The sequence below is a fragment of the Paenibacillus sp. Y916 genome (assembly GCF_056786435.1).
Map to the genome: position 1 here is coordinate 14579 of NZ_JBXCJA010000006.1, position 26368 is coordinate 40946.

The 26368-nt window shown below is 33.7% G+C and carries 29 protein-coding genes; 4 read left to right on the forward strand and 25 right to left on the reverse strand.

Annotation, left to right across the window (positions count from 1 at the left end; genetic code table 11):
- Nucleotides 1-176 precede the first annotated feature (176 nt).
- The 3 genes from AC1TO9_RS14265 to AC1TO9_RS14275 form a co-directional block, all read right to left on the reverse strand.
- Nucleotides 177-1436: a serine hydrolase domain-containing protein gene (locus AC1TO9_RS14265; RefSeq protein ID WP_482059523.1), complete on the reverse strand. Its 1260-nt coding sequence runs from the start codon at nt 1434-1436 to the stop codon at nt 177-179.
- A 13-nt stretch (nt 1437-1449) separates the two neighbouring features.
- On the reverse strand, nt 1450-2949 hold the full coding sequence (locus tag AC1TO9_RS14270; RefSeq protein WP_482059524.1) for a methyl-accepting chemotaxis protein: 1500 nt from the start codon (nt 2947-2949) through the stop codon (nt 1450-1452).
- A gap of 307 nt (nt 2950-3256) precedes the next feature.
- The gene (locus AC1TO9_RS14275) at nt 3257-3925 is read right to left on the reverse strand and encodes a hypothetical protein (RefSeq protein WP_482059525.1); all 669 of its coding nucleotides are present in this window, start codon (nt 3923-3925) and stop codon (nt 3257-3259) included.
- A gap of 114 nt (nt 3926-4039) precedes the next feature.
- Between AC1TO9_RS14275 and AC1TO9_RS14280 the strand changes: the two genes are divergently transcribed.
- Nucleotides 4040-5608, forward strand: a complete 1569-nt coding sequence (locus tag AC1TO9_RS14280) for a sensor histidine kinase (RefSeq protein WP_482059526.1) — start codon at nt 4040-4042, stop codon at nt 5606-5608.
- A gap of 436 nt (nt 5609-6044) precedes the next feature.
- Here AC1TO9_RS14280 and AC1TO9_RS14285 read toward each other — a convergent pair whose 3' ends face one another.
- Complete coding sequence (locus tag AC1TO9_RS14285; protein ID WP_482059527.1) at nt 6045-6404, reverse strand: hypothetical protein; 360 nt, start codon at nt 6402-6404, stop codon at nt 6045-6047.
- Between the two features lie 388 nt (nt 6405-6792).
- Here AC1TO9_RS14285 and AC1TO9_RS14290 point away from each other — a divergent pair, with 388 nt between their 5' ends.
- A complete protein-coding gene (locus tag AC1TO9_RS14290; RefSeq protein ID WP_482059528.1) occupies nt 6793-7560 on the forward strand; it encodes a LytR/AlgR family response regulator transcription factor in 768 nt (255 codons plus the stop codon).
- Nucleotides 7561-7563: 3 nt separating this feature from the next.
- Here the strand turns inward: AC1TO9_RS14290 and AC1TO9_RS14295 are convergent, their stop codons facing one another.
- Nucleotides 7564-7977: a hypothetical protein gene (locus AC1TO9_RS14295; RefSeq protein ID WP_482059529.1), complete on the reverse strand. Its 414-nt coding sequence runs from the start codon at nt 7975-7977 to the stop codon at nt 7564-7566.
- A gap of 616 nt (nt 7978-8593) precedes the next feature.
- Here AC1TO9_RS14295 and AC1TO9_RS14300 point away from each other — a divergent pair.
- Nucleotides 8594-8893, forward strand: coding sequence for a transposase family protein (locus AC1TO9_RS14300; protein WP_482059530.1), 300 nt, complete (start codon nt 8594-8596; stop codon nt 8891-8893).
- A gap of 454 nt (nt 8894-9347) precedes the next feature.
- On the opposite strand, the gene AC1TO9_RS14305 is transcribed toward AC1TO9_RS14300, so the two are convergent.
- Nucleotides 9348-9620 carry an HU family DNA-binding protein gene (locus tag AC1TO9_RS14305; protein WP_482059531.1) on the reverse strand — a complete coding sequence of 91 codons (273 nt, stop codon included), beginning with the start codon at nt 9618-9620 and terminating at the stop codon, nt 9348-9350.
- A 224-nt stretch (nt 9621-9844) separates the two neighbouring features.
- On the opposite strand from AC1TO9_RS14305, the gene AC1TO9_RS14310 reads away from it, so the two are divergent.
- Complete coding sequence (locus AC1TO9_RS14310) at nt 9845-10828, forward strand: HD-GYP domain-containing protein (protein WP_482059532.1); 984 nt, start codon at nt 9845-9847, stop codon at nt 10826-10828.
- A 121-nt stretch (nt 10829-10949) separates the two neighbouring features.
- On the opposite strand, the gene AC1TO9_RS14315 is transcribed toward AC1TO9_RS14310, so the two are convergent.
- The 19 genes from AC1TO9_RS14315 to AC1TO9_RS14405 form a co-directional block, all read right to left on the reverse strand.
- Nucleotides 10950-11606, reverse strand: coding sequence for a restriction endonuclease (locus tag AC1TO9_RS14315; protein WP_482059533.1), 657 nt, complete (start codon nt 11604-11606; stop codon nt 10950-10952).
- Nucleotides 11594-11899: a hypothetical protein gene (locus tag AC1TO9_RS14320; protein WP_482059534.1), complete on the reverse strand. Its 306-nt coding sequence runs from the start codon at nt 11897-11899 to the stop codon at nt 11594-11596. Before AC1TO9_RS14320 ends, AC1TO9_RS14315 begins: the two co-directional genes overlap by 13 nt.
- 153 nt (nt 11900-12052) lie before the next feature.
- Nucleotides 12053-15994, reverse strand: coding sequence for a DNA topoisomerase 3 (locus AC1TO9_RS14325; RefSeq protein ID WP_482059535.1), 3942 nt, complete (start codon nt 15992-15994; stop codon nt 12053-12055).
- Between the two features lie 181 nt (nt 15995-16175).
- Nucleotides 16176-16583 carry a hypothetical protein gene (locus tag AC1TO9_RS14330; RefSeq protein WP_482059536.1) on the reverse strand — a complete coding sequence of 136 codons (408 nt, stop codon included), beginning with the start codon at nt 16581-16583 and terminating at the stop codon, nt 16176-16178.
- A 33-nt stretch (nt 16584-16616) separates the two neighbouring features.
- Complete coding sequence (locus tag AC1TO9_RS14335; RefSeq protein WP_482059537.1) at nt 16617-16955, reverse strand: hypothetical protein; 339 nt, start codon at nt 16953-16955, stop codon at nt 16617-16619.
- A gap of 23 nt (nt 16956-16978) precedes the next feature.
- Nucleotides 16979-17254: an FmdB family zinc ribbon protein gene (locus tag AC1TO9_RS14340; RefSeq protein ID WP_482059538.1), complete on the reverse strand. Its 276-nt coding sequence runs from the start codon at nt 17252-17254 to the stop codon at nt 16979-16981.
- Nucleotides 17255-17293: 39 nt separating this feature from the next.
- Nucleotides 17294-17722, reverse strand: a complete 429-nt coding sequence (locus AC1TO9_RS14345) for a hypothetical protein (RefSeq protein ID WP_482059539.1) — start codon at nt 17720-17722, stop codon at nt 17294-17296.
- Between the two features lie 670 nt (nt 17723-18392).
- Nucleotides 18393-19397: a DNA adenine methylase gene (locus AC1TO9_RS14350; RefSeq protein ID WP_482059540.1), complete on the reverse strand. Its 1005-nt coding sequence runs from the start codon at nt 19395-19397 to the stop codon at nt 18393-18395.
- Between the two features lie 36 nt (nt 19398-19433).
- The gene (locus tag AC1TO9_RS14355) at nt 19434-19886 is read right to left on the reverse strand and encodes a hypothetical protein (RefSeq protein ID WP_482059541.1); all 453 of its coding nucleotides are present in this window, start codon (nt 19884-19886) and stop codon (nt 19434-19436) included.
- Between the two features lie 188 nt (nt 19887-20074).
- Nucleotides 20075-20668: a hypothetical protein gene (locus tag AC1TO9_RS14360; protein WP_482059542.1), complete on the reverse strand. Its 594-nt coding sequence runs from the start codon at nt 20666-20668 to the stop codon at nt 20075-20077.
- 115 nt (nt 20669-20783) lie between these two features.
- Nucleotides 20784-21557, reverse strand: a complete 774-nt coding sequence (locus AC1TO9_RS14365; protein ID WP_482059543.1) for a hypothetical protein — start codon at nt 21555-21557, stop codon at nt 20784-20786.
- A gap of 36 nt (nt 21558-21593) precedes the next feature.
- Entirely contained in the window at nt 21594-22052 is a 459-nt protein-coding gene (locus AC1TO9_RS14370; RefSeq protein WP_482059544.1) for a hypothetical protein, read from the reverse strand.
- 102 nt (nt 22053-22154) lie between these two features.
- Nucleotides 22155-22484, reverse strand: coding sequence for a hypothetical protein (locus AC1TO9_RS14375; protein ID WP_482059545.1), 330 nt, complete (start codon nt 22482-22484; stop codon nt 22155-22157).
- Nucleotides 22471-22689 carry a hypothetical protein gene (locus tag AC1TO9_RS14380; protein WP_482059546.1) on the reverse strand — a complete coding sequence of 73 codons (219 nt, stop codon included), beginning with the start codon at nt 22687-22689 and terminating at the stop codon, nt 22471-22473. Before AC1TO9_RS14380 ends, AC1TO9_RS14375 begins: the two co-directional genes overlap by 14 nt.
- A 339-nt stretch (nt 22690-23028) precedes the next feature.
- Nucleotides 23029-23247, reverse strand: coding sequence for a hypothetical protein (locus AC1TO9_RS14385; RefSeq protein ID WP_482059547.1), 219 nt, complete (start codon nt 23245-23247; stop codon nt 23029-23031).
- 363 nt (nt 23248-23610) lie between these two features.
- Nucleotides 23611-23826 (reverse strand): hypothetical protein, encoded by a 216-nt coding sequence (locus AC1TO9_RS14390; protein WP_482059548.1) that lies wholly within the window; start codon nt 23824-23826, stop codon nt 23611-23613.
- Nucleotides 23827-23908: 82 nt separating this feature from the next.
- Nucleotides 23909-24163, reverse strand: coding sequence for a hypothetical protein (locus AC1TO9_RS14395; protein WP_482059549.1), 255 nt, complete (start codon nt 24161-24163; stop codon nt 23909-23911).
- A 129-nt stretch (nt 24164-24292) separates the two neighbouring features.
- Complete coding sequence (gene nusA, locus AC1TO9_RS14400; RefSeq protein WP_482059550.1) at nt 24293-25345, reverse strand: transcription termination factor NusA; 1053 nt, start codon at nt 25343-25345, stop codon at nt 24293-24295.
- A gap of 54 nt (nt 25346-25399) precedes the next feature.
- A complete protein-coding gene (locus AC1TO9_RS14405; RefSeq protein ID WP_482059551.1) occupies nt 25400-26212 on the reverse strand; it encodes a hypothetical protein in 813 nt (270 codons plus the stop codon).
- Nucleotides 26213-26368: the final 156 nt, after the last annotated feature.

Sequence of the window (26368 nt, forward strand, 5' to 3'; positions counted from 1 at the left end):
CAGCCCATTTAGTGTAAAAATAACATTCGTCTCCTCTATTCACTATTAAAGTATAGGAATATAATTAAGTGGATATACTAATAATATTAAAGCTGCTATTTGAACAATAAAACATAAATGCCCTTAGAAGGTTTTGAATCCTTCTGAGGGCATTTATCTTTCATGGTATTATATTTCTATTTAGCTGCTTTAGCGATAGCTCGGAAAGCTTCAATCGTTTCAGGATCGTTAACGATAATTCCAGGATCTGAACTGTTTTTCACTATTACAACATCTTCCTTCTTATTGACGTAGATGTATTGGCCATATATACCAATTGCTGTGAATTCTTGACCATACTTTGCTCCTTGTGGAATCCACCATTGATAGCCGTAACCAAAGTAAGGATCAGCGGCACCTGGAAGCAATTCAGCTCTACTAGGAGTAACGGATTCTACCAACCATTTTTTTGATACAATTTTCTTGCCTTTATATTTTCCGTCATTCAGAAGAAGTTCACCAAATTTTGCATAATCACGTAATGTCGCATTGAGCATAGCAAAAGTCACTTCGTTTCCTTGCAACTCTTTTCCCCAAAACGCATTGTTTTCCATTTCTAATGGTTTCCATAGCTTTTCTTCTAAATATTTGGATACAGGTACGCCTGTTGCTTTCTTCAAGATAAGACCAACGACTTGAGTATCAATTGACTTATATTTGTGAGTACCTGGAGTATCCTCATTAACAAGTGAAGTTACATATTCATCGATGCTGCCATTCTCAAAGAACAGATAAGGTATCAAGACGTTAACATCAGAGTTAGGATCAGTATAATCTTCATTAAATTGTACGCCTGATGACATTTCTAAGACTTGCTTAATAGTAATACCATCGTATCCAGTACCTCTTAATTCAGGTACGTATTTTGTTACTTTATCATTGATACTTTTGATTTTACCTTCGTCTATTGCAATACCCATTAAAACAGAAAGAAATGATTTCGCTACAGACCAAGAAGTGGCCTTTGAATATTTATTATAGCCATTGTAGTAACTTTCTGAGATAATTTTCCCTTTTTTAATTACTATCATACCATTTGTTTCTGTCTTTTCATGAAGTTCTGTTAGGGAATGCGTTTCCCCTTCAAATTGGTAATTAAGCTTTGAAAAATCTTGGATTTTTTCTTTGAATTGATGCTTCTTCTTAGCCGATGTTAAAATTTCATTGTATGGTAATATAGTGTCCATGCTTTTGAAATTATCATTCATAAATCCAGGTTCAAACAGAGTGAATAATTTTTCAACATCGTAAGTTGTTGAAAGTGGTTGTTCCCCTTTACTATTATTTGCCGGTGGTTTTGAAACAGGCGATTTTGCAGACACCACCTGTATACTCACCATCATTAATGCAACAACCATCAAAAACAATCCTGCCTTACGCCATTTCTTAAACATCATATTTTCTCTCCTCCTATAAGTTTTGTAGTGCACGAATTGAGTGAGTCACCTTCTCGAATCCATTTGATACATCTATATTTTGATGAGCTAGAGTTTCAACTGTAGAAACGAGTTGCTGCACTGTTGCGGTATTTTGTTCGAGTGCAGTCGAAAACAATTCTAGTGATCCTCCAACTTCGTACACACTATTTCCAATAATATTTGCAGCGTCATTCATCTCAAATGTCTTTTCTGAAACCTGATTGATGGAAGTATCAACATTTGAGAAAACACTTGTTGTTTGGTCAACCAAACTTTTTACAAGTACTAATTCTTTCTTCGAGAGATGTAAAGAATGATTTGTATTAGCAGTACTATCTGATATTTTAAATATTCGGTCGCTAATTTCACTTGATAAAGAAGTTGTTTGTACGGATAGATTTCTAATTTCATTAGCGACTACGGCAAATCCCTTGCCATATTGATCTGCTTGGGCTGCTTCTATAGAAGCATTAATAGATAAAATCTTTGTGGATTTAGCGATATTTGAAACCTTGTCGTTCATATTAATAACCTCATTCGTGTAACTCTGTAATTCGCTGATGTTAAGTGAAAGTGCTTCAAATATATCAAGCAAGCCATTTACAACTTTATTCACTTCATTTACGAGATGTTTGCCAGTTTCACTTTCTCTTGAAGTTTCATGAACTTGTAGGTTGACTCTTTCAATAGATAAAACAAGCGATTTCACTTTCACTTCACTTTCCTTCATTGCTGCGCTAATATCGAAAATACTATTTGTTTGTTCATTGAAGGTTAATCCCATTTCACTTGTTGATATTCTCATTTCTTGAAAAGAAGTATTATGGTTTTTACTTACATCGTCCACAATTTCAATATATTTAGAAATTTCACTGACTTGAGTTCCAATAACATCTTTGTTATGTAGTAGATCATTAGTTAATTCTTCTGTTTTATAATGCACCTGAGATATATTTTTATTTAGTAATCTATCTCCATATAAAAAGCAGTACAAACCAATCGCAGGTATTGCAAAATAGACAATATCATTGAGTACAATACCAGTCCAACTGTAAGACAATGATTGATTAGAACTAGAAACGTTCATTACATCTTTTTGATAGACTAACATATAATAGATAGCTATTGCTCCTATAACACTTGAACATAAATACACTTTAATGTCCTTACTCATTGCTCCAACTAAGAGTAATAAGATAACAAATGAAAAGTTACTATAATCAGGCAATAATTGAGTGAAGAAAACAAGTACTATCGAAATAGAAAGTAAAGCGAAATATTGAAGGAATTTCGCATTCTGCTTTCGAATATGCCACACTAGCATAAAAATACACATTGAGGTTTCAAGAATAATTGCTAGGATTATTCTGTTAGTTAGAATCGTGCCAATAAAAGATAGTGATGAAATAATAGTCATTACAATAAAACCAATGACCATGACCTTATTTCTAAATTGTTGGTCAGCTTTAATTAAATCTCTTAATGTGTTCATGAAATCACTTCTCCCGTATTTATATTTCATAGAAGTTGATCAAGTTGTATTAATATCATTTTAAAGGTAAAACAAATAACACGCAAAAACCCGAGGGGGTTAATGCGTGCTTCGCATGATAAACATATTTGATTGTTTTAATTATAACGGATTATAACGTTAAAATCATTACATTTCTTTTAGACATTAAGAAGGTAACACTATTATGCTAATCTAAAGAACCTAGCAATCATTATACACGCGTAAATGCCTAGTAATGTCAAAAGAATTTGATTGTCACGTTCCTTTGCGAAATTATAAATTAATTTCAATGTTTATCAGCTCCTTCCGATGTATTATTATCTTGATCAGAATAAATCACAAAAGCAGTGGTTTCAAATATTTCATCTATGGTGTCTTGCCCTTCATCTAATAACTCAATTAACCTATTTTCCCCATAAACTTTCAAAAGAACACTAAGCATTAGTCTATCTTTAGAGTCATAATTTTTAAATCGTTGGTGTCTCTTACTAAGTTCAATTGTATTTATGATGCTTGAGAAGTTACCATCTTCTTGAATTGAATGGTAATAGTTACCATTAATATTCAACCGGTAACCTGATATGATAGAATTTCTTATCATATATTCTTCATATTGCGAGACTTGATGAGGCATAGTAATAGATTGAGATAACTCTTCTTTCTTTATGAAGTTCTGAAGTTCGCGTTCTCTCTCGGGTGAAAGATATCTAATTAACCGAATACATAGTGCATTCTGTCTAAAATAATATTCAAAGCCTTCAGTAATGTCAATTGATGAATATATCGGATATAGTGTCGTTAGAGGAAATATTCCATTGAAGTAATGGGTAACTTGTTTGGATAGTGGCCCATCTGTCCATGAGCACTGCCAAAAACTATCGTACTTATCAATAAAGAAAACTATATCAGGGAATACTTTTTGAAGTTCTTGAGTTAAAATTCGCTGGATATTCATAATTCACTCCTCCTACTTATACTAAATGTCGTATACTAATATTTGAACAAACAAATATAGTTTTATATAGTTCTTTGATCACATCATGACTATTCAATGGGGGCGCATACTATTATGAAAGTTAAAGGTATAAGATTATCATTAACTGCATTAATTCTTATCATATTTATTTTTCTGGTTACGAATATATCTTATTATTTTATTACAAGAAATGCATTGATATCGGAAGCAGATAAAAGAATGTATTTAGCGGCCGATTACGCAGCTGAATATATTACTCAGGTGAAAAATACCGATATAGCGGTAAAGGCGCTTATTACTGATCAGGTGAAGCTTACCACCACAATCGTTTCAAATCAGCTAGGAAATAAATCTACAGATATTAACCTAAAAAAAATTGATTATTTGAAATCACTTTATAATATTGACATCTTACATATAATAGACAAACCTGCAATATCTTTAACCGATAGTTATGATAATCTCGTATATTCAGAGGATAGCGACGTAGAATATTATGAATATTCTTCTCCAGAAATGGACTATAGTTTAAAGTTATCTTTATTGGATAATGAACTTCAAGTTAATAAATACAGTGATATCACGAATCATTTAAATAGTTTAGGAGAATATCCTGTCAATTTTTATAAAGGTAATCCCATAACGCTTGAATTCTCCTTGTTTAAAAAGCCAGCTGGAGATTTTGTCAATTTTTCAAGTACTGAGCACTATGGTACATTCACTCTTTTAGACGATCAAGATATAGAATATCTAAATATAGCAGCTGAAACAGAAAAAGTTATTTACATAGATAACTCTGGAGATGCTGATTATGAAAAGTATTTTATGACAGTAATGATCGATAACCATAAATACATATTATGCTTGATATCAGATAATGATATTGTGATTAAAGTGTTGTTTGATCAAGTTATATTATATGTATATGCAATGGTTATATGCTCTGCTGTGTTCCTTGTGTTGTGTGCTTCGCTAATCAGAATTTACAATAGACGCAGAGATAATGCAGTCGAATCAGTCCATGTCGATTATGAGAATAGCATGAACGCCATTTATCTCTCCATTAAACAGCAAAGACATGATTTAATCAATATAATATCAACCGTAAACTCATTAGTTATAATGAAAGAGTATAACGAACTAAAAAAATATACTGATGAAATTATTGAAGACACCTTAGAAATTAGTGATCTTTTGAACATAACTTCCCCACCATTAATGGCCCTTCTTCAAACTAAATACAGTTCTGCTAATAAGAATGGAATTAAAATGACACATGAAATAATTGATTTTCAAAATATTAAAGAATTCAGATATAAATCAAACGATCTCGTTCGTATACTAAGTAATTTAATAGACAACGCATTCGATGCTGTTATATCTACAAAAGAAGTGAGAGACTATGAGTATATACCAGAGGTAAACGTGAAAGTGTATTTAGAAGGTTCAACTATCGTATTTTCGGTTAGCAATAATGGTGGGAAAATACCTGAAGAGCAAATTGAAATTATAACTAAACCTGGATATTCTACCAAAGATAATGGTACTGGATTGGGGTTATCCATCGTCACTTCTATCCTAGAGAAAAATAATGGTAAATTAGTAATATCCTCAAATGAGGTAATCACAAAATTCAATGCCATTATTGATATCAAGAACTAATACTATTAGGAGAGTTCCCTATGAGTAGTCGTTATTAACTCTTAGGGAACTCTCTTTTGAATTTTAATAAATCAAATCATTATTATAGTGCTGCTTGGTTACGACCTTTCCATACATATATATCTAGACAAACCTGTAATAAAGCTTTTTACAATAAAGGTCTTGGTAGTGGAGTGATTAGACAAAATTGGTTTCCAAAATTCATCTTCATCAAAATTTAACAATCCAGTTGCAATCACACTTGGAAGTATAAGCAAATCTTCAGATATTTCTGAAAGGTATTTAACGTTATATATTTTCATAGTTTTAATATCTGACAAGTATGTGTAAATTAGCGCAGTGTAAGCGTACTTTTTAGCTTCTATTGGAAAAGATTCGATTTGATCAAGAAATTTCCTGGAGCTCAAATTTATTATGGATGTGATGTCATTTTTAGTTAGAGTTTCTTTTTTTTAATCTTCTTAATTGAGATTGAGCTCCCTTCTTTAACAATCTTTTCTTCAGTAATCCGTGGTTTCGTCATGTAACTTTCCAGATCAGCTAATACAACGTTAACTTCTGTAATCATCAAATTAGCAGTATCGGAGTCCCTAAGGAACGGTACTTGTTTGGCATATACTTCGGAAAATGCACTTAAATCAGAATATCGACTCTGAATATCATGGCTGTTTATATTGGAATACTCATGATCTTCTTGGATTAGATACCATTCTAATAGACCTATACTATCCATATGTAAGCTTTCAACTTCTTTCTTCCAATAATCTTCAAACTTCTTTTGTTTAAAATTGAACACATGCATACACTCCTGATTATTTTGTATATTTGGTTGAAGTAATTAACAAATTCAATTCTCTCTCATAAAAACAAAAAAACGCATCTATCCCGAAAGATGATGCGTACTTCGCATTTTTGATGTATTCAATTAATTTTTATTATAGTTGTGAGAGTTCAAAAGTCAAGGTAACTAATGATTAAAATATATATACAAACAATCGCACCAATTACTATATAAAAATCGTAGAACTTATTAGATTGTAAGAGTATAAGTACACCAAGGTGGATCCTTTCTTACACTTATGTGCTTATAACTAATTTGCGGAAACTCATATATTTAATTACTGATGAAGGAGGTGCATATTTTAGTGGTAGAATATAGTTTGCGAATAAGGAGGTGAAAAGTATTGGAACACCAATTTAGAGTTATCATTGCAGAAGACGATCCCCATCAGATGATATTATTGAAAAAATATGCCCACGACTTAAATCTTGTCATTGCTGCAGATGTTTCTTCGGGCTTAAAACTTGTCGAGATGACTAAATTACACAAACCAGATATAGTATTCTTAGACATTGGTCTTGAGGGTATAGACGGTATAACTGCTGTTAAATCAATAACAGAGGCGGGACTTTCGCCTGTAATTATCTTCATTACTGGATCGCTCAATCCAGAGCATCTTCTAGCCGGTTTCGAGTATGGCTCGATAGACTATATAACCAAACCTGTTATGTTTAACAGATTTGAAAAGGCAGTCATTAAGGCTAAAGAGAAATTGCATTCACAAATATTACTAGGTACAAAAAATGAGGATAACATTAATTGGCTCACTTTAAAAGGTAATTATCGAAATTTTACGATAAATGAACATCAGATCGTTCTTATTTTAAAAGATCAAACTTCTAGAAATAAATTAGATGTTTATTTGAAAGACGGTTCTATTATGGAGACAAGTACACCATTAAAAGTAATTAAGGAATCATGTACTAAGAATATTGTTTTTGCTAATCGTAGTAGTCTTATTAACTTAACTCATCTACTAGCAATACATCCTGATCCAATGTCACCAAAAAACTTTCTTATCAAATTAAATTATTTTGATAAGAAAGTACCACTAACAAAAAAATATTATTTAGATTCGTTTGCTCCGATTTTACCTATGAAAAAAAGCTGAACATTATTTACGGCGATGATTATTCTGAGTTTTGAATTCTATTGCTCCATCGATATCTCCATTTTCCGTGATTTCATAGTATATGATGATGGTACCATATTCGATTGAAGGTTGTGCTGTAACACAATCTTCGATAAGCAATAAAAATGTTTTCAAATTATCTCTAGACATACCCCGAGTAGTCAAAGGTGTTTCTCGAAGACCTCTTTTTATTATATGATAATTGATTGCTAATTCTTCATCACGGACGAAGAATTCCATAGTACCTTTTGGTAGTTTGGAAAGCGTTTTGGGATAATAATCTGTCATTATGCAAAGCTTGATTTGATCGTATAGGCTTAAGTTTTTCTGTGTTAGAATACTACCTATCATTTGAGAATTGTTGAATGATACTTTTTCTTCTATTGTATTTGTCATGTATGCACCGCACCTCACCTGATATTCTCTGTTATTGATACTATAGCAAATATTAAAATCAGATTATATGAAATGTGATCGAATCGTCTGTTTTGTTGTCTGAGATATCATTTTATTACGCACATAGTACTATAACTTGTAAAACAAACCACTTTCAAAGCACCTGTTATTTAAATTTGAATAGGTCAAAAGGTTCATTTAGAGGATGGTTATCTGATTATTTAAGACTTACGAATAATATATTAGTTATTTAAAAACCAAAAGCGCACTATTTTTTAATGCGCTTTTGGTTTTAAATTTGATGTTTTTTTGTTAACATGTGTATTGCCTATTGCTTTATACATGTAAAATATCAATCTAATATTTAATTTTGATTTATATAAGCTCACGTAAAAAAGATTGTGATCTTTGCTGTTAATTTTTCGCGTTTATTAGCAGATCAGTAATTGTAAACTTATTTTTGCTAACGATTCTTCACATTCTCAATACTGTTTTCGGATAATCAAAAATCTAATTTATTTTTTATATTTCCATTATTACATCTATGTCAGGGGTGAAAATTAAGTTTGAAAGTGTCCATACTGTCTAGTAAGAATATTACGAGGCGGGATAGTATATGTGGGCCCCATTAAGCAAGCAAGATAATCTAATGAATGATGTGTTCAAGTTCATGTTAGACTTGGAAGAAACATGGTATTTAGTGGATATTGAGCATGACCCGCAAGAAGAAGCGTGGCACTTATTTATAGACTTTGAACGTGGAGCGCTATTTCCCTGTCCGCATTGTGGAACACTTTGCAAGGCCTACGATGCAGAGAAAAAGCAGTGGCGCCATCTCGATGTTTGGAAATGGAAAACCTATATCCATGCTCGTGTTCCCCGAACCATTGCAAAAGATGCAATAAGATCACGATGATTCCAGTGAAGTGGTCACGTCCGTTGTCGCATTTCACTTTGGATTTTGATGCTTGGGCTGTGCGTTTAATGGCTGAAATCCCCGGAGACCATTAATACCTTCAAGTAAGCCATTTGTCATTCGGCTATGAAACCAACGAAGATAATCTAATAGCTATGGTCTCATGACCGCTAACAAACATCGTCTACCATCGCTTGCAGCACAGAGGTCCTAGACCCGTGTTTATCCCTTCCCATTTATATCAATGGTTTAGTATCTATTGAAACAAGCGTCTCTATGAACCTATTTCTATGTAGCATTACCCATCCAGTAGCGCGAAGAGGAATTTTTTTATGTATAGTTTTCAACCTAATTGGAATAACATTAAATAATGGAGTGTCACTAATAGATACCCCATTATTTAATCATATTCAAGATCTTCAGCAATTAACACATAATTTGACGGACAGTGGTTTTATACTATTCTTTCTTTTAGTGTCTTACCAGGTTTAAAAGCTGGAATTTTAGAAGCAGCTATATCAATTTCTTCCCCGGTTTGAGGATTGCGACCTTTTCGTGCACTGCGTTCACGTATCTCGAAATTTCCAAATCCAATGATCTGTACTTTATCACCGTTCTGTAAAGCACCAGATATGCTCTCAAATACAGCGTCAACTGCTTTCGTAGAATCTTTCTTACTTAACCCTGTTATCTCAGCTACTTGTGTTATTAAATTTGTTTTGTTCATTTCTATATTCACCTCGTTATGTTTTGAACGGAAATTGGTATCTCGTTCTAAAAAAAGAATACTACATTTTTGAGAGTATGTTAAATTTGCAAGTGGGTTATTTCAAAAAAAATAACATTCTGATATAATAATAAATAATCAAATACTAAATCATGTGGAAGAACCACTAATGGCATTTTTTGGCCTGTTAGGGTTCTTTTTTTGTTGAGGAGGACATTTTTTACATGGTATTACGAATAAAAATTGCAGGAATATTTAGTTTAATAGCAACCGGAATTGTTTCTCTTATTATATTTCTATTCATTATTTTATTTAATGAAAATAATATTGATTTACAACTTTTATTTAGAAGTTTATCTATTTCCAGTGCCTTATTTATCGTTTTATCACTCTTAACCTACTCATTTGCGGGAATACTGCTAAAGCCATTAATGAACATTATGGAGAATGTATATATGACGAAGAAATTTCAGAATACATTCAAAACTAATGATATCGATGAATTAGGAATTCTTGCGAATGAGTTAGAACAATTTCAAGATACGCTTACTAAACAAGCTGATCACATTAAAATGTTAGGTATCGAGCTTACAAATAAAGATGGTGAAATTAGCGCATTGCTCACTAACACAATCGCTGCACTTTCTAAGGCTGTTGATGCAAGAGATCCATACACTGGATTACATTCTTTAAATGTAGCTCGATACACTTTAGTGTTAAGTAAAAAACTCCAACTCAGTGATGAAGAAGTGAAGAATAATTATTTAGGGGCATTGTTACACGATGTAGGAAAGATCGGTGTAGCTGAAACAATATTGAAAAAAAATGATAGATTGAGTAACGATGAATTTAATTTAATGAAAAAACACCCTGAACTCGGATTTGATATTGTTAAAGAAATACATGAACTATCAATCAGAGGTGTGTGTGATATTGTGCGTCATCATCATGAGAGGATTGACGGAAATGGTTATCCCTTAGGGTTACAAGGTAGCGACATACCCTTTGCAGCACGTATAGTAGCAATTTGTGATTCATTTGATGCAATGACGACCTCAAGACCTTATCGACCAGCTATGGATAAAGATACTGCGATAACTCAGTTACAGATGCACTCAGGTACTCAATTTGATGAACAAATAGTTCAAGTATTTATCGCATGTATTTCTGAAAATCCACAATTATGTATGACTAACGTGGAAATCTAGAAGAAATCAAAAAAACACTTAAGAGGTTATTATTCAACTTAAGTGTATGGAACGGAATTATGAAGTTAAAAAGCCCATAAACTAAGATTTAGGGCTTTTATTACTTTCTTCGACTATTAGATTATCGTGTATATAGTTTAACCATTTCTCTTATAAGACGGTCTCGATCCCAAAGTTGTACATTATTTGCCTTTGCCAATTCTTTAGCAGGCTCTGTAAAATAGGAATTTGTTACAACCCACGCTTCTTCCGCATCATATACTGCCTTGGAAGCCACAACTTGTTGTACAGCAGTGTTAGAAACCTTACTTTTCTCCCTCTTCGCTTGGACGGCCGTTGTTACCCCGTTTAACTTAATAATTACATCTGCACCATGATCACGTGTTCTCTTTGTTTTTTTTGCTTTGTACCCCATGAATTGAAATAAGAAAACTAGATAGTCTTCAAATTGATCACCGGTCATTGAATCGACATTTCGTATATTCGAAAGTTTCAAACGTTTCTTTTTTTTATATTGGGGTACAAATTTGATTAGACCAATAGTAAGAAGCAAAATAATTAATATAGGTATACCCCACATTTTAAACCATAAGCTGAGATTGTTATTGAATTCAATCAGTTTTATGTTATTCAACTCAATTGGTTTGCTTATGGTTTTAAAAGGAATTGTGACATAGTTATTCATTAATGTTTTAGCTACAATTAAGATTGATACAAGAACGATGAATTTCACAACATTTCGGTATAACTTACGGGCATTCTTTCTCATTCGATACATTGTAGACTCCTTCCATGGATATCTTTATGAGTGAATAATGATACTAGATCATTTTCTCTCATTCCAAGATCTCCTAATGCCTGTTCAGAGGCAAAAATATGGACTTGATTGTTAACGGTGGAGTAGTAACAATTTGCTGCTATCTTCGACCGGTTCCGTAATGGAATACTATTAGTTAGACCAGCTAAACACATCAGATGCATCTCCGCCAGAAGGACAGATGCTTCATTTTGATTATTCTTTAACCAAAGGATATTATCAGCATCTTCACTCATATCGCATTCTTTGATCAAGTTATTTATGATAGGGTATTTTGGAAAGTTGATTTCATTCATACATGTTCACATCCTATTTTATAAGATTATATATTATCATTATGAAGGTGTAAGAAACCCATCGCAAAATTTAGGAGATACTAAATATGCGATGGGTACAATAAAATCGGTTTATATATTTTTCTTTACTGGATTAGTAAGATATTCGACTACACGTTCAATCTCTTCATCGGAAACATATGCAGCGGTGAGCCTCTTTTTCGCACCATTTTTAGGAAGGTAAAACATATCCCCTTCTCCTAATAAGTCTTCTGCTCCTGTATCATCAAGTATGACTTGAGAATCATAATGATTGGCAACTGCAAAGGCAATACGAACTGGGAAATTCGCTTTGATAATAGGCGAAATAACTTCTTTAGACGGTCTCTGTGTTGCGATGATCATATGGATACCTGCTGCACGTGCTAACTGAGCTAATCGTACGATTTGTTCCTCAACATCATCACATTGGATCATTAAATCCGCTAGCTCGTCTATCACCAGAACAATATACGGCATTAAAGGTGCCTTAGGATTCTCTAATAGTATTTTATCGTTGTACGCTTGTATATTTCTAACTCCAGTACGGTGAAGGATTTCATATCTCTTTTCCATTTCTACAACCAACTTTTTAAGTGCTAAAGATGCTCTTTTTACATCTGTCACTATGGGACCAAATAGATGCGGGATGTTTTCATAGATCGACAATTCCACCATCTTAGGGTCAATAAATAGAAATTTAAGCTTATCTGGCGTTTGGCCATAAAGAAGACTTATGATGAATGAGTTTAATCCTACAGATTTACCCGACCCAGTAGTCCCTGCAATTAACAGGTGAGGCATCTTCGCGAGATTTGCGAAAACGGGGTTACCAGACATGTCTAGACCGATTGGAAATGAAAGTGGTTCTTTTGAAGCGAGAAAATCTTTATTTTCTAATTGGGATCTTAAATTAACGACATATGGCACTTTACTAGGAATTTCAATCCCGATAACATCTGAACCTGGTATTGGAAGGTATAAAGTAAGCATCTCAGCTTTTAGTGTACGTTGGAAATTAGCTTTAAACCGCCGGAATGAGGCGATGTTAACGCCTGCTTCTGGCCTTATTTCAAATCGTGTTACACGCGGTCCAAAGGTTGCTCCTGAGACAACAACAGGTAACTTTAAATTCCTAGCTTCATTTTCTATTGCCAAAAATTCTTTTTTCATTTCCTGTTCTGAAGGTGGAGCTATTGTAGAAGCTTTTAATAGATGGATAGGCATCTTTAAAAAATCAGTACTTGGATATCTCCAACCAAGTTTCCCTGATGTCTTATCAAATACCAAGACAGCATCGTAGGTTGTATCTGGTTTATCAGGACTTGATGACTTATTTAAAAACCCTTTAATAAGTCCTGTATCTCCTTTGGTAAGTAAACTCCGAATATGTTCTTTTGTAATATCTACTCCTTTTATTATCTTATTGATTTTAAAGCCGCAACTAGTAGTATCCCATCCAGTACATCCGTATAGTACTTTTTTATCAATCACTGGTAGTCCACAATGTTTACATGGTCCCAAGTTTTGATCTGCACTTATTCGTCTGACAGGTCGATTTTCTGTCTCTTCAACTCGTACAGGCTCAACATAAGGTGCATCATACGCATGTATCTTTTCAGATGAGTCATTGGGAGCGGGTTGTAACGTCTGTTTCGAATGTTTCTCCGTCGTTAGATGATCGGCTTTTAATTGATTATTTTCTTTTGTATTTTCAGAGGGAGTATGACTCAACAGATCTTGATAAATAGTTTGTGTGTCAGCAAGTGATTTCAAAATTTGTCGAGGTGAGTTTCCCTCATAAGGGCCTACTATTCCATCACTCTCCATGCGGTCAATTATTTTTGCTGATACTGTATATCCTAGGTGAAGCTTTCTTTGAATTAATGAAACGGATGCTTGACCACTTTCATATACAATACGTATCGCCTGGATGTAATTCTTATTTTCTTCAGTGAGGTCTAGATTTTGATTATTTGAGTTAGCAGAATCGTTTGTTTTCTGTTTTTGTTTTGGTTCTCCGGATCTCGCACCATTTATTTCTGTGGACATAAGCTCTGTTTTCTCTGTAATAGAAATTGTTTCGTGTAGGCCAGGACTAATAGTTTTATTGGTTTCTTCTTTACTATTATTATTCATTTTTGATCCTTGGTTTATCGTAGTTTCCTTATTATTATTGTTCGTTTCCAGATTAATTTCCATAGTAGTGACTGACTCTATTGCATCAGAAACTAATTTTAGAGATAGTTTTTTGGCTTGATTAATAAAACTTGTATGCGTATATATTCCTTCACCAATTTGACTTAAATGTTGCTCCCATTGAGCTGTTGTAGCTGCTGAAGAAAGAGCTGAAAAACCTATAGCTTGGATTAATGTTCGGCCTTTCAAAGTTGGATAAACCAAGTTTTTTTTGATAGAGATATAATTTAAATCCGTCAGACGTTTTATAATCGACGCCCTGGTAGCTTCGGTCCCTAAACCTTGCGTTTTACGCATGATACTTTCAAGTTGTTTATCGCCGATTTGATTCCCAGCTGTCTTCATTAATGGAATTAGATCCCCTTGAGTATACCGTTTTGGTGAGGATGTCCAACCTTCTTTAGCTTCACATATAGCAGTTGTTCCTTCTTGACCGATAATTACATTAGGCAATATAGGGAGATCATCTTTAATTTCATCAGGATCATCCGTAGATAAAACTTTTCTCCAACCTTCTCTAATCATTCGTTTCCCTTTGGTCGAGAAAGAAAAACGATTATCAACGTACGTAAGAATTGTGGTGTGCTCAAAAATAGCAGATTCATAATGGGCTGCTATTAGCGACTTCACAACTAGGTCATAAATCTGACGTTCTTTTTCACTTAACTCATGCATCTCGGGGACTAATTCTGTGGGTATGATTGCATAGTGATCAGAAACTTTTGAGGCATCAACATATCTCTTATTTCCAAGCAATGTTTGTGTCGGCAAAGGAAAGAATCGACTATATGGAACTAACATTTGAATCTTAGTTAATATATCTGGAAATCCCTTTGCTTCTTCCTCTGTAACCCAAGATGAGTCGGTCCTAGGATAAGACTGCCATCCTTTGTCGTAAAGCGACTGACAAGCTTCTAGGGTCTCTTGAGGGCTCAGTTTATAAAGTCGATTTGCTATTGTTTGTAGTTCAGACAAGCTAAAAAGATGTGGTGCTAAAGACTCTTTTTTATCTACTTGAATATTTTCGATTTTTGCTGTCTTTCCTTTACACCACATTGCAAGTTTCTCAGCCTTTGGTTGATCATTAACTCTACTTTGATCGCCAGCGAACCATTTCCCGCTGTACTTTTCTTCATTTAGATTAAATGAAGCTTCAATTTCCCAAAAAGGTGTAGAAATAAAATTCTCCATTGTTTCTTCTCGTTCACAAATTAAGGATAATAACGGTGTTTGTACTCTGCCTGTCGAGAAAACTTCATTCATCCCTTTTTGTTTAAGTAACAATGTGTAAGCTCTTGACGTATTTATTCCTACTATCCAATCAGCACAAGATCTAGCGTAAGCTTCGTAAAACAAGTTTTTTGTTTCTGCTTCAGGAAGAAGCTTTTGAAATGCAGAAATAACCGCATCTTTTGTTAAAGATGAAGTCCAAAGACGTTTTACAGTTTTTTTGCACCCACTTAATTGATAGATCAGCGTGAAAATTGCCTCTCCCTCACGTCCCGGGTCACATGCGTTCACAATTTCATTAAAACTCTTATTCAGTAATAGTTTTTTTAAATGAGAAAACAATCGCTCTTTACCTGAAGCGGGCTTTAGCATAAACTTATCTGGAATAATAGGTAAATGTTCTAATGACCAACTTTTGAATTTCGGATCGTAATCTTCAGGGTCCATAAGAGATACCACGTGTCCTGCTGCCCATGTAAAGTAAGCCCCTTTCGGAAGCGTTGGGCAAGGCAGAACTTCAATATATCCAAAGCCATTTCCCTTTTGAGCAAAAGGAGCTGCTAATTTAGTCGCTTGGTCTTTCTTTTCAGCTATAATAAGTTTCATTATTACCTCCTGAATCATAAAAAAAGCACACTATTCCGATTAAGGAATAAGCGTGCTTCGCTTTTTATTAGTATGTTGTTGTATTACATTATACCTTAATTGAAGCTTTAGGTCACACCTATAATAATAAACAAAAAAATTCAACGGGTATACGATCTACCATATAAACTCCTGAAGTTGTTTATTCACTTGTCTCCTCAAAGCTTATAAGATCATCTTCAAGTTTTTCATAGTGTCTTATTTCATTTTTAAAAAGCGATCTTACTTTGTGCTCAAATAATCGTTTTATTTTCTCAATATTTCGAATGTCACTAAAGTGTATTTCTATTTTTTTACTAATAAAATTGTAAGTTATATTTTTGTGATAACTATTTATTCTTCCAAAGTATAACGACATAGATACTTCTGATTTTAAAGCTTTTGAAATCCAATTATTATATTCTCTAACATGTAAGAATAATTCTACTTGCTTTAAAGTTTTTCTTGTTCTGCGCTCAAAAGTAGGATCAGAATATTTAATGTAACAAGTTAATTTAATGGGTTTAATGTCTGCAAGTTCTTTCTCTACTGAATAATTAAATTCAAACATTATATCAGTCCGATCTAAGTTATTTTCAATAGATTAGTCCATGTTCTCAGGTGAGTTTGAATGCTCCGCATAAAGATATTTAAAGCACATATAATCTTCTTCAGATAATATAGATATTTCGTATAAAAATTCTATTTCATTAAGAGGTATATTTTGAGGATCGTTATCCCACTTATCTTTTTTCAGTACATACATATAGTCATACAAGACCATGTATTGAGTTCCATCGAACGTATTTTTTTCTTTTGCAGCATTGAATTGTTCTTCAGATATTTGAACTCGTTGCTTACCCCCAGGAAGGTAGTATATCGAACTTTCTTCTAGGTAGTAAATTTCATAGACTATTAGTGCTGGGTATTGTGTTTCGATCATAACATTCACCTCTTTTTTATTTTTTATCTATTATAGCGAGCTCTTTTCGAGTTAGCTTTTTTAATTCGTCGGATATCTACTCTACATTTAGGGCAATGCGTTGGGTGATTGTTATTGAGTCTCATGAAGTGATCCTGAGTCACACTGAAGAAAATATCTCCACATCCATCCATTTCACACTTTTCATCATAAATTATTGGTGTGCCAGAGTCGCGTCCGCCAGACTGGTTTATAATTGCAACAAATTCATCTAAGGTTATTCCAGCATCTTTGAGAACATCATTTAGAGCCATTTTCATGGGCTATCTCCCCCTATATGTTCATACCAATATAACATATCATTGGTGTAGCTTATTCATTGTTTCACGTTTTATCAAATAGGAATATTCCTCATTTATTTTTTCTAGGTATGTTTGAAGTGATTTGTTCAATTCTATTTCTATCTTGTTTATTTCTTTTTCATTTTTACTTGAGAACGTTAGACCTTCAGGATTCAATAGATCTGAAAGCAATCCCAAATATCTTCTTTCGTTAACATTTTCATAGTTACAAATATGCAACTTAAAAGGTGTGTTTTCACTTACATAAAATGTCCAAAGTGGATATCTTTTTATTAATACCATCCCTGAGAATATATTATCCATTCTTTTATAAAATCTATCATCTTTAATACTTAATCTCGCAACAACCTGAAAAGGTTCTCCATCTTCTACTACTACTACTTCCTTTATAATTTCTATTTTATAAATGCCTTCCATTTTAATCATCCTCACATTTGATAATATTTTGCTGAATGAAATCAATCCTGTATATAAATTTACTAATCTATTCATAGGGTGTTCATAAATTTTCTATTAAAAGTAAGGTAGAGAAGAGCATAATAATGAAGATTGATAGATTTACAATGGTGTGATACTTCTTTACTTGGATAGGTACAAACAATAATAGTCTCATAGAGAGAAACATAATCGCAAAACAAAAAAATACCATAATTACCTCCATACAACTGTGATCATAATTCCTGCCAGAAGAGTGACAGATAGAGATGTGACAAATGAAATCCAAAATGCGCGTGTGGATATTAAGTTGCTACGTTTTCCTCCAAAGAAAATTTCATCAATACTCCATGCAAATAACATTAGGAAAATTATCCAAAAGGAAATTCTTATAACATTTCCAACAACGGAATTAAGAATAAACCTGTCAACGAACGAACCATTTCCATTCGATATTCCTAAAAAATACTTAAGTAAATGAATTGGGATATCTAAGTCCCCTACTTTGATTAAGGATAATATCGATATAGGCAAAAAGGTAATTAAAATTAGAACTATTGGTGAGAATAGTAGTAAATGCTTTTTTTTCATAAATTCCACTTCTCCTTATACACCATATGCCACAAAATTCCTTCCTTTGACATATTTAGCATTCATATTTTTAGGCGCTAAACCTTCTCTTAATCCGAGTGATTTTAGGATATTCATAGATGCTTTCTATAAACGGAACTTCATCATACGTAACTAACAAATCAGCACAAGGGAATTCTTTATAGAGACTGTCTAGTAACATCTGTAAGGATAAATGATCATCCTCACCATAATAATGTAGGTATAAATTTTTACCTTGTTCGTAGTAGGGTGGATCAATAAAGATAGTTGCCTTATCATTCCAGTAATTATTTTCTATAAATTCTAACGCGTCTACATTATGTACCGTGAACCTTTCAGACATCGAATGAATGGTTGATATTCGTTTACATAATTGTTCCGGGTTCCATCTAGATAATAATGCTTCCTGACTCCCTCTTATGCCCCCTAATGGATTTGCTTTAAATATACCTGAGTAAGCTAGACGATTGACTATAAGCAGGCTCCAGGCAGCCTCAAACATGTCGCAATTGATATAGTCTCCTTTAATTCTAGTTCGTGCCATAATATAGTCATCATGCGTAGGTTTATGATTCATTATTTCAAGAATTAGTGAATCAGGAAATGTTTTAATCAACTGAAATAATGAATAAACTCCAAAGTCATAATCGTTTAATGTTAGCTCCTTAATTATACCAGCGTGAAGTAAAGCAAACTCTAGGCTTCCTCCACCAGTGTAGGGACTATATAACTTATCTGTTTTCTCTATATTCATATGGCTAAGAATATAATTTGCTATTTTACTTTTACCTCCAGGGTAACGCAAGGGAGAGATCTGTTTGTTTAATTTAACTTGGTCCGCTACTGACACAGTTTCATTTACAGATGCTTTACCTTCAAGGATTAAGGTGTATTTACGAGTTTGTTCTTTGTCTGAATCAAAATAGGTAAATCCATCACAGTGGTCACACCAAAATCCCTCAACATTCTTATCTACATCATCGATTAATAAATCGTACATTTCACAACAAAATGTACAGTATATCATCTTATTTGAATACACTGTTTTGATCAAGACATCAACTCCGCTTTCAATTGTATGTTTTTCTCACTAGTTCATTCTAATTTCTGAAAGCGTTAAATATACAGCTTCTGCTCGTTGTCGTGGAGTGACTTGTAACAACCGCACTATTCCATCAGGATGCATGTTTCCTTCGAACCATCCACAACAAGCATCCGCTCCTGTGACATTAGATAGTGCGTTAACATACCCAAGCGCATCTAGTTCAATAGCCTTAACTTGTAGCACTAGAGAAATTGATGCATTCTTACTTGGGTTCCATGTAATTGATTCTCCATCTACTCGAAGAGTGTATTTATTACCATATAACACTACAACACCATTTACCTTATAATTATTTCTTTGTAGTCGGGTTACATCTTCTATTTCTGCAATTTCAGTATGACCCTGCAAAAGAGCTAGAGCCAAATCTAAGTCTTCGTTACTCATTGACATTACATTCTGCAGTTTTAAATAACGATCGTACTTTTGTTCTGCTATCACTATACTCTACCTCCTATAGCCTATTTTACATCCTTATGTATAGTTCATCACAACTCTGGTTCCTCTTCTGGTAGATCAATTTCCCGACTACCTTCGCATTCGTGATCTCCATAACTATTATCGAATAGAATGATCTAAAAAGAAAATAATAACCCGCACTATTTTCACGGGTTATTATATATAGACAATTATTTAGCTTTCATTTCTGTCATATGAGCTTCATAAGCCATATTATCAAGGATGATCATACAAATATCCATTATTTCTTCTGGTGGATGATTTAACTTTTTAGCGTATACAAATGCCCTTTCTGTCACTTCACGAATCATTCCGGTTACATCGGCTCCATTGAGAGTTAAGTCTTGATTGGAAACATATTTTTTCATAGAAGCGGGTACAAAAGATGTTTCTGGTGTAACTAAACATAAGGCGAAATCATGAAGGTAGTTGTCTCTTATATTAACGATTAAGTAAAACAAGTGGGGCTTTATTTTCACGATTCTCTGAACCCATCTTTTAATTTCTGGTACATTGTACATTCTTCTAGGGTCATTTTCATAACCAACAAACATGATGGCAAGACCGTTTCTACCATTCTTTTTCTTTTTCTCTACACTATTAATTATTTTTAAATAGGATTCGATATGACCACGTTCCACATCTTCCTTCTTCACAATCATATTTGTTACTTTAATTTCTCTTTCTATATCCCCATTTTGGTTCAATTTAAAAGGAAGGTTATGTTTTTTGAATAATTCTAGCATGTAATTTAACCCTTGCATTTTCACACTCTCCATATTAAATTTAGGTTGATTTCACTCTGGTAACGAACATGAGTGAATCCCTATTAAGGATGAACATACTTTGTTATGTTTTTTATTATTACATTTAATTTCATTAATGATATTCTTCCGGATATAACTGGAGAATGAAATTTGTATACTTTTGAAGTTTTTTGATGTAGAACAAAGTGGCTGCAGCTTCTTTATCAATGGAAGCGTGTCCTAAGTCAGTTAATCGGTACACATAGTTATACCGACGAGATGTTGTCCATTTTCCTATAATGTATCCTTGATCTGTTTCCATTTCATGCGCCACTTCGTAAAAATACCCTTGTGCTGGTTGCCATAGATATCTTTTTTGAAATAGTAACCAAACGTCCTTCCCTGTCGCGAATTCATAATTTTTTTCTGTAAGGATAGACATGAATAGACATCTAATTAAATGTCTAACATTGATCAATCTACTAAACATCATTTTTTGCTCTCGATTTAATTCAACAGGTTCTTTGGAACCTGTTCCTGTGATGAGATAAGCGAAAAAGTCTGCCATTTTTTTAAGGACTATGACTGTATCTAAATATGATTGACGCAACTCAACTATCTTTTTCCTTCCAACTTCAGTTACCGTTAAATATTTCCTATTAGATTTAGGGTCAAATCTTGAGATTCTTAACCATCCGATTGATTCCATTTGTTTGATAACTTGATAGATATAAGAGCGTGAACGGCCTCGTTCTATTTCTTGCAATTTTATTTTCATGACTTCGCATATTTCTGCAGATGTCTTCTCAACTTTCAGAAGTTCTCGGAATACAATTAAATACATGACATCACGTTCACTGTGTCCTAATTTCTCAGGACTGAGTTGGATGTCGTCTTTAGATGGCATGCATCCTCACTCACTTTCTGTAAATCTACTATATTTTCATTTTTCATTTTCCATGAGTATTTCATAAGCTTGTTCTTGTAGATTATTCATACGAACACGTTCATTAAGGTATCCTTGGACAAAAATAAAAGTTAATATGAATCCAATAGAATAAGATATTAAACTTAACGAAGAAATGGCTAAAATGTTAGGTAGGTATAATAATCCTACTATTGCAAAACCAATAATCGTCCCTTTAGTTGCTGCAACGTAAAAATGTTTCTTCTCAAATTCATCATTGATATTTTTATCTTTAATCATTTTTTTAATTCGATTACTGTTCAATTTCCAAATGAAGTACCCTGAAACAAATTGAAGAAGAGAAATAGTACCAATAACTAAAAGTGGAGTAGATAAATAATCATTATCCACCAGATTGCTAATATAGAATAGGATCGTGATAATCAGCGTTAAACCAATCCTCAATAGGAACTGCATTAGATTCATTCCTTTCATATGTTGGGTGATGGTTCTTAGTTCAATGATTCATGCATCCTTAACTACACTATTGGTGTCATAAATTCATTTAATCTTCGAAGTGCGACATATCTAATGTTTTTATAAGTTTCTTAACATCTGATTGTGTCTACTCGATTCACGTAAGTTTTCTTGAATAATTTCTTTCGTTTCTTCTTCAGTAAACGTTTCATCTACAACTTCAAACCAAAACTTACCCTCTCCTGGGAAAGTGCCTTTATAAAAAGAAACTTTTCTTCTCAACTCTACTTCGAAATATATATTAAAAACACGAGAAAGACCGAGTAATATTCCTTGGTTTATATAAACAGATGGTTTTTCTTCTCTTCCAATAGGATTAGAATTTCGCAACTCATATAAATATTCACGTGCAACCTCTTTTAACAGTTCCCTTTTTTCAAGTAGATTCATAGGCACCCTGACTAAAGAAACGTTTTCCTTCATCTAGCAAATCGTAAAAATCATTCACTGACCAACCTTTTGGGATTTCACTTATAACCTTTTCCTCCAGCACATTCAAAGTACTTTTACATATTGTTACCTGATAAATTGAACCTTTATTATTTATTTGTTTCAGCAATACAAAGTTAGGATTTTGTATTTCATTATTTACCATTTTCCATACTCCCTTTCCCATTATTTAACCATAAAATCAGAAGAGCCTTGTCTTATTTGCAGTCAAACGTTCACCAAACTTCATTGCCACGTAGAGCCTTGAATCTTTGTTCTCCTACGAATGAAGCATTATATTCATACTCTTTTTTACACTTTTTACATACAAGACTTAATAAAGGTTTTAGAACAAGTAATAACTTTATGAAATACAAAACGTCACTTATAGAAAATTGAAAAATGGAAAGTTCTCTAAGCTCTTCATAATGAACTTAAATCATTTCTTCTTTAACATTTTCAAACAAGTCAAAATATTTGCGCCTAACTATTATTGTTCTGCTCATTAACCCCAGTGACCGTTACGCTTCATAAGCTCTGCCACTTCTTCAGCATACCGCTCATCCACGTTGATAATTAGGTAGGCGTTCACAGGCTGTTTTCCGTCTCTTTTACGCCCACATTCGATCTTGTGACACATATAGTTAAAGTCATCCTTTTCTTTATCATTCAGGTATTTAACAGCATCATCATGCTTGATCACACCGCAAAATTTATTCGCCATCCCTTCCATCCATTCCTTATCTTTACATGCGCTGCAAAGATCGTCTTCAATCCACCAACACGGACCATTCTCGGTTAAGCAAGCGTTATTTTCCTTGCATCCGCATATCCTACATGATTCATTTCCAAACATTCTTAACACCCTTTCTCATGTCGTATAATGTGTCTTACTTACAGTCGTACTACGCACTAGGACGTAACTACCTCTCCAACCCACCCGCATTTGCATGAGTAGTTCCAGCACGTAGTTTCTAGGTAACCGTGATTTTTCAGAATCTTACCAGTTCGGACAGAACGAGTTTGTCCTACGGCTATTTGCTCATATAATTTCAGATTTTCATTCCCGCATTTGGGGCATTTTTCTTCATCCACGAAATAACCTCTCCTTCACAATTTGTGTCTTATTTGATGTCGAACCACGCAATAACATTCTTTTAACCAATTCGTTATTTTCTTCTATCCATTCCGTCGGAATTGACACGTTAGCTTCAATGTATCTTTGTATAGCTAACTCTATTTCCCTCACTCTCATTTCTTCCCAAATATGTCTTGGCATTATTCCTAAAGGTGGTTTCTCCATCCTTTTCCACTCCTTCGCATAATGTGTCTTTTACTCACTTAATCTGAAATGTGAAACAAATTCAAAGTCAAAGTCACTTATATCAAAACACATCATATATTCTCTGTAGTAATTGGCTGTGTATCAAATCATCCGAATTATTTAATTCCGATGTAATCAGTAAAAAAAAGTGTTCATTTGTTTTGAAATAATGGAGTGGTCGATCTAGCAAGTAACTTTCAAATGCTGATTTGAAAAATATTTCCATGTTTGGATCATCAATAACCATATTTATTATTTCGTGTTTTCTTCTTTCTTTGATCACTTTATTAAATTTAAAATCAATCACATTATTCATAATTAAATGCTCCCTCTCTATTACCTTAAGTTACTGCCTCCTGTGACCTTCGTTGTTGTGGGAAAAGTCAGCGGGTCGTCCTGCCCAATCCCACCAATGACATGAGATTCAGTATTTTCTTGAACGCATTTATTTTAAATCATGTGTAGCTTGTGTTTCGCTGTATATATCAATTTTCAATCCTGTTAGTTTTGCTGCCAATCTAGCATTCTGCCCTTTTACACCTATTGCCAGAGTTAGATTATCATCTGGTACGATGACTCGAGCAATGTGAGAATCTTCTCCCTCGATGATTTCCACTTTTAATACTTGAGCCGGGCTCAGTGCATTCGCAATATATTCGGCCAGATTTTCTGACCATTGAATAATATCGATACGTTCTCCGTTAATTTCTTGGCTAATGGATTTTGCTAGTGCGCCCTTAACTCCTACACAAGCACCAATTGCATCAATTTCTGGATTTACTGCATAGACAGATACTTTAGATCTAACTCCCGCTTCTCTAGCTATAGATTTAATAACCACGTCTCCAGTTCCTACTTCGGGTACTTTATTTTCAAATAGCATTTTCAAATGAGCCGGATGCACACGGGATAAATATACTAGCGTTCCTTTCGTCGTTGTATCGACTTTAGAAATATACGCAGATATTAAATCTCCATGTCGAAGTTTTTCATTTGGCAGAATATCAGATAGAGGAAGAATAGCCTCGGTGTGCTCAAGTTTAACGTAATAATTCAGTGAATCTAATCCTTCAATTTTACCTGTTACAATTTCGCCTTCCCTATCCGAATATTTGTCGAATATGATACCGCGTTCCGCTTCCTTTATACGTTGCATTACCACTTGCTTAGCTGTTTGCGCAGCTACACGGCCGAAGTCAGAAGGGGTTACTTCTATCTCCACGGTGTCAAACAACTCTACTTCAGGGTTGATTTTGATTGCATCTTCGAGAAGTATCTCAAGTCGATCATCCAAAATATCATCACTAACTATTTTCATCGCTATTACTTTTATAGTCCCTAATTTCCGATCGATATCTACCCGAACGTTGACGGCTGTATTGAACGTCTTTTTATAACTGGACAAAAGTGCTGATTCAAGAGCATCAAGCAAAACCGTTTGAGGTATTCCTTTTTCTTTTTCAATCTGAGAGAGTGCTTTTAGGAAATCTTTATTCATGAATTTTACTACTCCTTTTTATGAAAGATTTGGTATGACGACAACTTCATAACTTCAATTATCCAACTTGAGTTCTCCTGAAATGGGATCATCCATTTTTTTGTGTAATATGTATGAGGGATATCGATCAGTGCCTTCCAGGGTATCAGATATTCGTTCAAGGTAGGAATTTTCAATGTCCGCATGTAGCTCTACTTTTGTAGGACTAACCCCGTACCATTCAAGTAAGCCATTACTACTGAAAGCCACTTGGTAATTATCCCATTGTTCATGATGTATATATAAAACTCTTACTTTATCCCCAATATCCATGAAACTATCCACACCTACTGGATCCGTTATAGCTAAAGACTCATCATCCGAATTGGAACTAGCATCATTTGTGTTTGTATCAGTGGTAGTCAATGTGGAAGTGTCTGATTCACCTGTTGTAGATTTGATCTTTGAAATATCTTCGATTGGTGTTGATTGCACTTCCTGTGTCACAAGCGGAGGAGTCTTTGCAATCTTTTTGTGTAGGATATAGTTCACTGCCTTTTTAAAAACTTGATTAGTATCTTCAACACGTTCTAAATATGTTTGGTCAATAAAATCTTCCAGCCTAACCTCCGTTGGACTAACTCCATACCAAACCAATTGTCCTTGCATGTGAAATCCAATTTGGTAGTTGTCCCATTTCTCATGTTGTATATACCAAACACTTACCTTATCTCCTACATTCATAAAACTGGATGCTGAATTGCCTAAATCAAATGTATTTAATGATGTTTCTGTTTCTGCTGATGAGTTTTCCATATTAACAGCACAACCAGATAAAATTAATATGCTACTAGATATGGCCAATAACATATTCGTGAATTTTTTCATGTAATACTCCTTTCATTAGATATTGTAATTGACTATAGAACAGAAGAACATTCTTTATTACTAATACGATCAAACTTTTGTTTTAGTGTCTTCTTATACTTAAGCCGTTGTATTGCATAGACACTAAAGCAAATTACCAAAGTCTCTGATAGACAT